The organism is Goodfellowiella coeruleoviolacea, from assembly GCF_024171785.1.
GTDB lineage: Bacteria > Actinomycetota > Actinomycetes > Mycobacteriales > Pseudonocardiaceae > Goodfellowiella > Goodfellowiella coeruleoviolacea.
This window is the reverse complement of sequence record NZ_JAMTCK010000029.1, coordinates 44828-51573: the sequence shown is the minus strand read 5'-3', so window position 1 is coordinate 51573 and position 6746 is coordinate 44828. Positions and strand designations below refer to the sequence as shown.

Annotated in this window: 10 protein-coding genes; 8 read left to right on the top strand and 2 right to left on the bottom strand. The window is 71.6% G+C overall.

The features are described from left to right. Positions 1–200: 200 nt before the first annotated feature. The gene (gene rsmD / locus LX83_RS36575) at positions 201–776 is read left to right on the top strand and encodes a 16S rRNA (guanine(966)-N(2))-methyltransferase RsmD (RefSeq protein WP_253780486.1); all 576 of its coding nucleotides are present in this window, start codon (positions 201–203) and stop codon (positions 774–776) included. A gap of 95 nt (positions 777–871) precedes the next feature. Further along, a complete protein-coding gene (gene coaD / locus LX83_RS36570; RefSeq protein WP_253780484.1) occupies positions 872–1354 on the top strand; it encodes a pantetheine-phosphate adenylyltransferase in 483 nt (160 codons plus the stop codon). A gap of 86 nt (positions 1355–1440) precedes the next feature. Here coaD and LX83_RS36565 read toward each other — a convergent pair whose 3' ends face one another. Further along, positions 1441–1914 (bottom strand): GNAT family N-acetyltransferase, encoded by a 474-nt coding sequence (locus tag LX83_RS36565; protein WP_253780482.1) that lies wholly within the window; start codon positions 1912–1914, stop codon positions 1441–1443. Between the two features lie 113 nt (positions 1915–2027). Here LX83_RS36565 and LX83_RS36560 point away from each other — a divergent pair, with 113 nt between their 5' ends. The 6 genes from LX83_RS36560 to mutM all read left to right on the top strand — a co-directional run bounded on the left by LX83_RS36560 (position 2028) and on the right by mutM (position 6222). After that, entirely contained in the window at positions 2028–2474 is a 447-nt protein-coding gene (locus LX83_RS36560) for a ribonuclease (protein ID WP_253780480.1), read from the top strand. A gap of 172 nt (positions 2475–2646) precedes the next feature. After that, complete coding sequence (locus tag LX83_RS36555; RefSeq protein WP_253780477.1) at positions 2647–3366, top strand: DivIVA domain-containing protein; 720 nt, start codon at positions 2647–2649, stop codon at positions 3364–3366. A 206-nt stretch (positions 3367–3572) separates the two neighbouring features. Then, positions 3573–4148: a YceD family protein gene (locus tag LX83_RS36550; protein ID WP_253780475.1), complete on the top strand. Its 576-nt coding sequence runs from the start codon at positions 3573–3575 to the stop codon at positions 4146–4148. A 69-nt stretch (positions 4149–4217) separates the two neighbouring features. After that, complete coding sequence (gene rpmF, locus LX83_RS36545; RefSeq protein ID WP_253780473.1) at positions 4218–4403, top strand: 50S ribosomal protein L32; 186 nt, start codon at positions 4218–4220, stop codon at positions 4401–4403. 26 nt (positions 4404–4429) lie between these two features. After that, complete coding sequence (gene rnc, locus LX83_RS36540) at positions 4430–5212, top strand: ribonuclease III (RefSeq protein WP_253780471.1); 783 nt, start codon at positions 4430–4432, stop codon at positions 5210–5212. Positions 5213–5295: 83 nt separating this feature from the next. Beyond that, complete coding sequence (mutM, locus tag LX83_RS36535) at positions 5296–6222, top strand: bifunctional DNA-formamidopyrimidine glycosylase/DNA-(apurinic or apyrimidinic site) lyase (protein WP_253780469.1); 927 nt, start codon at positions 5296–5298, stop codon at positions 6220–6222. Between the two features lie 78 nt (positions 6223–6300). On the opposite strand, the gene LX83_RS36530 is transcribed toward mutM, so the two are convergent. Continuing rightward, complete coding sequence (locus LX83_RS36530; protein WP_253780466.1) at positions 6301–6738, bottom strand: MarR family winged helix-turn-helix transcriptional regulator; 438 nt, start codon at positions 6736–6738, stop codon at positions 6301–6303. Positions 6739–6746 lie beyond the last annotated feature (8 nt).

Genomic DNA, 6746 nt, shown 5'->3' with positions numbered 1-6746 from the left:
GGGCCTGAGCCCGGCCGAATACCGGGCCCAAGCCCTCACCAACTAGCCTTCAATTAGCCAGTCCAACTCCCGGGGAGCAGTTCAGAGGGCGGGGGCTGCGCCCCTACCGACTCCGGACCCGGCGCGGATCGCCTGGCGTCCTCCTCGGTGAGAGGGGGCTGCCCGCACCACCGCGCGGCGCCGTGCGCGACCATGGCGGGGTGACCAGGATCGTGGCCGGCGTGGCCGGTGGCCGGCGCCTGCTGGTGCCGCCCAAGGGGACCAGGCCCACCTCGGAGCGGGTGCGGGAGGCGCTGTTCAGCGCGCTGGAGGCGCAGTTCGACCTGGACGGCGCCCGCGTGCTGGACCTGTACGCCGGGTCGGGCGCGCTCGGCTTCGAAGCCCTGTCCCGCGGTGCCGGCCACGCCACGTTCGTCGAGTCCAACCAGCGGGCGGCCGGGCTGCTCCGGCGCAACGCCGCCGAACTCGGCCTGCCCGGCGTGCAGGTGCTGACCAGGACGGTGCGCGGGGTGCTCAGCGAGCCCGCGGCCCAGCCCTACGACGTGGTCCTCGCCGACCCCCCGTACGCCGTGGCCGACGCCGAACTCGACGAGATGCTCACCCTCGCGGTGGCCAACGGCTGGCTCGCGCCGGACGCCGTGGTCGTGGTGGAGCGCGACGTGCGCAGCGCCGACCCGCACTGGCCGGCCGAACTGGAACCGCTGCGGCGCAAGCGCTACGGCGACACCGCCCTGCACTGGGCGGCGGTTCGGCCGTTCGCGGTACACCCCGGCTGACCCGGGTCGCGCAGCCGGCCGAACAGCCCGTTCTGGCGGGTGACGAGGACCACGAGCGCGGCGGTGTAACCCGATCGGCTGCTACCGTCCGGCTCATGAGGCGCGCGGTGTATCCCGGCTCCTACGACCCGGTGACCAACGGTCACCTCGACGTCATCGGGCGGTCGGCGAGCCTGTTCGACGAAGTGGTCGTTGCCGTCCTCATCAACAAGAACAAGCGCACGCTGTTCACCGTTGACGAGCGGATGGACATGCTCCGCATGGTCACCGAGCAGTGGCCCAACGTCCGGGTGGACGCCTGGCACGGACTGCTCGTCGACTACTGCCGCGAGCACGAGATCGGCGTGATCGTCAAGGGCCTGCGGGCGGTCAGCGACTTCGACTACGAGCTGCAGATGGCGCAGATGAACCTGCAGCTGTCCGGCGTCGAAACCCTGTTCATGCCCACCAACCCGATCTACAGCTTCCTGGCCAGCTCCCTGGTCAAGGAGGTGGCCACCTACGGCGGGGACGTGTCCAGCCTGCTGCCGCCCCTGGTCGAGCAGCGCCTGGTGCAGCGCCTGGCCGAACAGCGCTGAGGCGCCGCACAGCGGCAGCCGCACCGCGTCCGCGTCACAGGGGCTGACAGGGGCCGCCGCCCAGGGGCCGCCGCCCAGGGGCCGCCTCACAGGGACAGCTTCATCCCCACGTGCGTCGGCTGGAAGCCGAGCCGCTCGTAGAACCGGTGCGCGTCGGTGCGGCGGGCGTCCGTGGTGAGCTGCACCAGGCCGCAGCCGCGCTGACGTGACTCGGCAACGGCCCACCGCAGCATCCGCTGGCCCAGCCCGCTGCCGCGCTGGTCCGCGCGCACCCGCACCGCCTCCACGGTCGCCCTGGTCATGCCCCCGCGGGACAGGCCGGGGGTGAACGTGAGCTGGAGGGTGCCGACCACCTCGCCGTCCGCCTCGGCCACCACCAGCAACTGGTTCGGGTCGGCCGCGATCCGCTCGAAGGCCGCCAGGTAGGTGGGGTCGCCCGGGGTCTCCCGGCCCGCCCCGATCTGGTCCGCGGCCAGCAGCTCCACGATCCGGTCCACGTCCGCGCGGCGCGCCCGCCGAATGCCGGCTTGCGCGGCGAGTTCTTGCACAGTCAATTCCACGCGCGTCAGCATGCCACCGGGAGGCGACAGCGAGTGAGCCTCACCCCGACTCGACACCGTGGGTTAATGTCAAATCCTCGCGGGCACAACGTGAACGATTTACCTTTCGTTACATGAACCGCATCACAGCCAGCATGGCGAAGACGTTGGCCGCCTTCCTGCTCGCCGTGGTCGGCGTGGTCGGTCTGGCGGCCACCTCGGTCGCGGCCCCCGGCGCCGCCCCGACCCTGCCGACGAGCGCGGTCTCGACCAGGGCCGCCTGCGGCAACACCTCCGGGTTCCACCGGGTCGACCTCTCCGACCTGCCGTCCCAGGCCACCGACACGGTCGAGCTGATTCTGGCCGGCGGCCCCTTCCCGTATCCGCAGGACGGCACCGTGTTCCAGAACCGCGAGGGCCTGCTGCCCACCTGCGCCAGCGGCTACTACCACGAGTACACGGTGAAGACCCCGGGCAGCAGCACGCGCGGCGCCCGCCGCATCGTCACCGGCTCGGCCGGCGAGTACTTCTACACCGACGACCATTACGCGAGTTTCGACCTCGTCGACATCAACTCCTGAGATCATGGACGGGTCAGTCCGGTCGGATCGGTCAGGTCGGTCGGGCCGGCCGTTGGGGCGTGCTCCGGAGCGGCTCCCGCCGTCCCGGACACGCCCGGTCCGCCTACCCGGTCGGACGGTGAGAACAAGGCAGACTGGACGCCGCGACTGGCGTCGGGGCGAGGAGTGCGACGTGTACCGAGTGTTCGAGGCCCTTGACGAGTTGGTGACCATCGTTGAAGAGGCCCGCGGCGTGCCCATGACCTCCGGGTGCGTGGTGCCGCGCGGTGACGTGCTCGAACTGCTCGACGACATCCGCGACGCCATCCCCGCCGAACTCGACGACGCCCAGGACGTGCTCGACGCGCGCGACGAGATCGTCGGCCGGGCCCAGCACGAGGCCGAGCAGAGCCTGAGCAAGTCCCGCTCCGAGGCCGAGCGCGCGCTCGCCGAGGCCCGCGCCGAGGCCGACCGAATGGTGTCCGAGGCCAGAGCCAGGGCCGAGCGGATGCTGGCCGAGGCGCAGCACGAGGCGGAGCGGGCGGTCAACGCCGGCCGCCAGGAGTACGAGGACCTGGTGGCCAGGGCGCACAGCGAGGCCGACCGGATGGTCCAGGCCGGTCGCGCCAACTACGAGCGGGCCATCGAGGAGGGCCGCGCCGAGCAGGCCAGGCTCGTCTCGCAGACCGAGGTCGTGCAGGCGGCGCGGGAGGAGTCCGCGCGCATCGTGGACGCGGCCAACGCCGAGTCGGCCCGGCTGCGCCAGGAGTGCGACGCCTACGTGGACGGCAAGCTGGCGGAGTTCGAGGACCTGCTCTCGCACACGCTGCGCAGCGTCGGCAAGGGCCGCTCGCACCTGCGCGGGCCAGCGCTGAACACCGTGGCCGCCGCGCCCTACGACTACAACTCGTGACCGGTGCCGATGGGTCGGGGAGCGGCCCCCGTGCCGGTTTTTGATCCGGACGGGGTTGTCCCGTACTCTGGGTGGGCTGGCCGTGGTGCCAGCCAGCACAACACGTGCCCGGCAGCCTGAGAACACCGCAGCCTGAGAACAGCAGCCTGAGTCCACAGCACCCTGAGTCGACAGCACTTCGGGTCCACAACGTCTTGAGTCCAACCATGTCTGAGCACCGTTCCGCAGCAGCACGTCCGGCAACCGCCGGGCCCTGGGTCATCGACACCAGGGACCTCGGGCGGCGGCCGGGGACCAGCCGCACCTACCGCAGGACGGTCCCGGCTCCGGCCGGGCTCGGGCTCGTTGACGTGATCGCGGTGCCCGAGGGGGCCGACGTGGAACTCGACCTGCTGGTGGAAGCGGTGGTGGAGGGCGTCCTCGTCTCGGGCACCGCGAGCGCGGCGACCAGGGGCGAGTGCTCGCGCTGCCTCGACCCGCTGACCGACCGGGTCACCGCGGAGCTGACCGAGCTGTACGCCTACCCGGAGAGCGCCACCGAGGCGACCACCGACGAGGACGAGGTCAGCCGGATCGTCGATGACCTGATCGACCTCGAACCCGCCGTGCGTGACGCGGTCGTGCTGGCATTGCCGCAGGTGCCGCTGTGTTCGCCGGACTGCCTCGGGCTGTGCCCTGAGTGCGGTGGCCGCCGGGCCGACCTCGGCCCGGATCACGGGCATGAGACGATTGACCCTCGTTGGGCCGCCCTGCGGGAGCGGTTTGGCGAGGCATCGCAGTAACCAACGGAACTGACAACCAGAGTCGACGCTCGCCGCAAGAGCAGACTGACCTGTTGAGGAGAACTAGACGTGGCCGTCCCGAAGCGAAGGATGTCGCGCTCGAACACGCGTTCGCGCCGGTCCCAGTGGAAGACCACTGCGGTGCACCTGGTCGCCTGCTCGAACCGCGCCTGCCGTCAGCCCAAGCCGCAGCACGTGGCCTGCCCGGCGTGTGGCCAGTACGACGGCCGTCAGGTTGTCCGGCCCTCGGCCTGATCCCTTGGTGAAGGCAGCGATGTGCAATGGGGGGTAGGGGATCTCGGGGTGGCCCGCGCGACCGTACCCCCCTGCTGAAGGCGCTCGGCGTTGATCTGGACGCCGAGCTGCTGGTCCTGGCGCTGACACACCGCTCGTACGCGTACGAGAACGGGGGACTCCCGCCCAACGAGCGGCTGGAGTTCCTGGGTGACGCCGTGCTCGGCCTGGTGGTGACGGACAAGCTCTACCGGTCCCACCCGCAACTGCCCGAGGGGCAGTTGGCCAAGCTGCGGGCGAGCGTGGTGAACATGCACGCGTTGGCCAGCGTGGCTCGCCAACTCGGTGACGGTGGCCTCGGCGCCTACCTGCTGCTCGGGCGGGGCGAGGAACTCACCGGTGGCCGGGACAAGGCGAGCATTCTCGCTGACGGTCTCGAAGCCGTGATCGGAGCGGTGTACCTCCAGCACGGCGTCGAGACCGCCCGCGAACTGGTGCTCCGACTGTTCGAGAAGCTGCTGGCCGAGGCGCCGCAGCGGGGTGCGGGCCTGGACTGGAAGACCAGTCTGCAGGAACTCACCGCGTCGGCCGGCCTGGGTGTGCCCGAGTACCGGGTGGACGACCAGGGCCCGGACCACCGCAAGGAGTTCACCGCCACCGTGCTGGTCGGCGGTCAGCCCTACGGGCTCGGGGACGGGCGCACCAAGAAGGAAGCCGAGCAGAAGGCCGCCCAGGCCGCCTGGCAGGCCCTGTCCGAGCAGATCAAGGCCGGCCAGGAAGCCGAGCAGGCCGGCGAGGCCGGGGCCGTCGAGTCGGACGAGAGCGCGTAGCGACCACGGCCCGCCCCTGCCTCCCGGCGGGGCGGGCCGTGGCGTGCCGCGTGCCACCGTTTCACACGAGCAGGGGTTGCCGCGTGCCTGAACTACCCGAGGTGGAGGTCGTCCGGCTGGGCCTGCAGGCGCACGTGGCCGGCCGGACGATCAGCCACGTCGAGGTGCTGCACCCCCGGGCGATCCGCCGGCACCTGCCCGGCGCCGCCGACTTCGCCGCCCGGCTGGTCGGCCAGCGGATGGCCGGGGTGCGCCGCCGGGGCAAGTACCTGTGGGTGGACCTGGCCGGCCCGACCGATGCCGCGCACCAGGTCACCGCGGGTGAGTTCGCCGGAACCGGTGGTGACGGCGAGGCCATGCTCGCCCACCTGGGGATGAGCGGGCAGATGCTGGTCCAGCCGGTGGGCGCGCCCGACGAGAAGCACCTGCGGGTGCGGTTCCGGTTCGCCGACGACGGCCCGGAGCTGCGGTTCGTCGACCAGCGCACGTTCGGTGGCCTGGCACTGGCCGAACTGGTCCAGGTGGACGGCGAGCACCTGCCGCTGCCCGTGGCGCACATCGCCCGCGACCCCATGGACCCGCGCTTCGACCGCGACGCGGTGATCAGGGCGCTGCGGGCCAGGCGCACCGAGGTCAAGCGGGCGCTGCTGGACCAGACCCTGATCTCCGGGGTGGGCAACATCTACGCCGACGAGGCGCTGTGGCGGAGCAGGCTGCACTGGTCCCGGCCCACCGACCGGCTGACCAGGGCGCAGTGCGACACGCTGATCGAGGCCGCCAGCCAGGTGATGGGTGAGGCGCTGCGGGCCGGCGGCACCTCGTTCGACGCGCTCTACGTCAACATCAACGGCCAGTCCGGCTACTTCGACCGCTCGCTCAACGCCTACGGCCAGGAGGGGCAGCCGTGTTCCCGGTGCGGCACGCCGATCCGACGTGAGGCGTTCATGAACCGCTCGTCCTTCTCCTGCCCCCGCTGCCAGCCGCCACCCCGCAGCGCCCGGCCCTCCTGACGCCCTGGCCTGCCCGGCCCAGGTCTTTCGTCACCCGGATGGCCCTGCCTGAAGTGTCAACTCGGGGGGTTTGCAAAGTCAACTCGCGGGGATTTCGGCGAGGTGGCGCAGGACCGGGGTCAGGTTGGCCAGGGCGGCGCGTTCGGCCTCGGGCAGCCGGGCCATGCGCTCGGAGAGCAGTTCGGCCTCGCCGTGGGCCACCGAGATGATCGTGGTCCTGCCCTCGTCGGTGATCAGCACCCGGGTGGCGCGGCCGTCGGCCGGGTCGGGTTCCCTGCGGACCAGCCCGGCGGTCTCCAGGCTGGTCACCACCGTGGTGGCGGTGGGTTGGGAGCAGGGAACCCGGACGGCCAGCTCGCCGATGCGCATCGGCCCGGACTCCATCAGCTGGGACAGCACGACCAGCTGGGTCGGTTGCAGCCCGGCCGCCTTGGAGGTGTGCCGGAGGCTGCGCACCAACCGGTGCAGGGCGACCACCAGGCTGAGCGCTTCCCGACTGGTCGCACTGGTGGTCATCCCGGCCT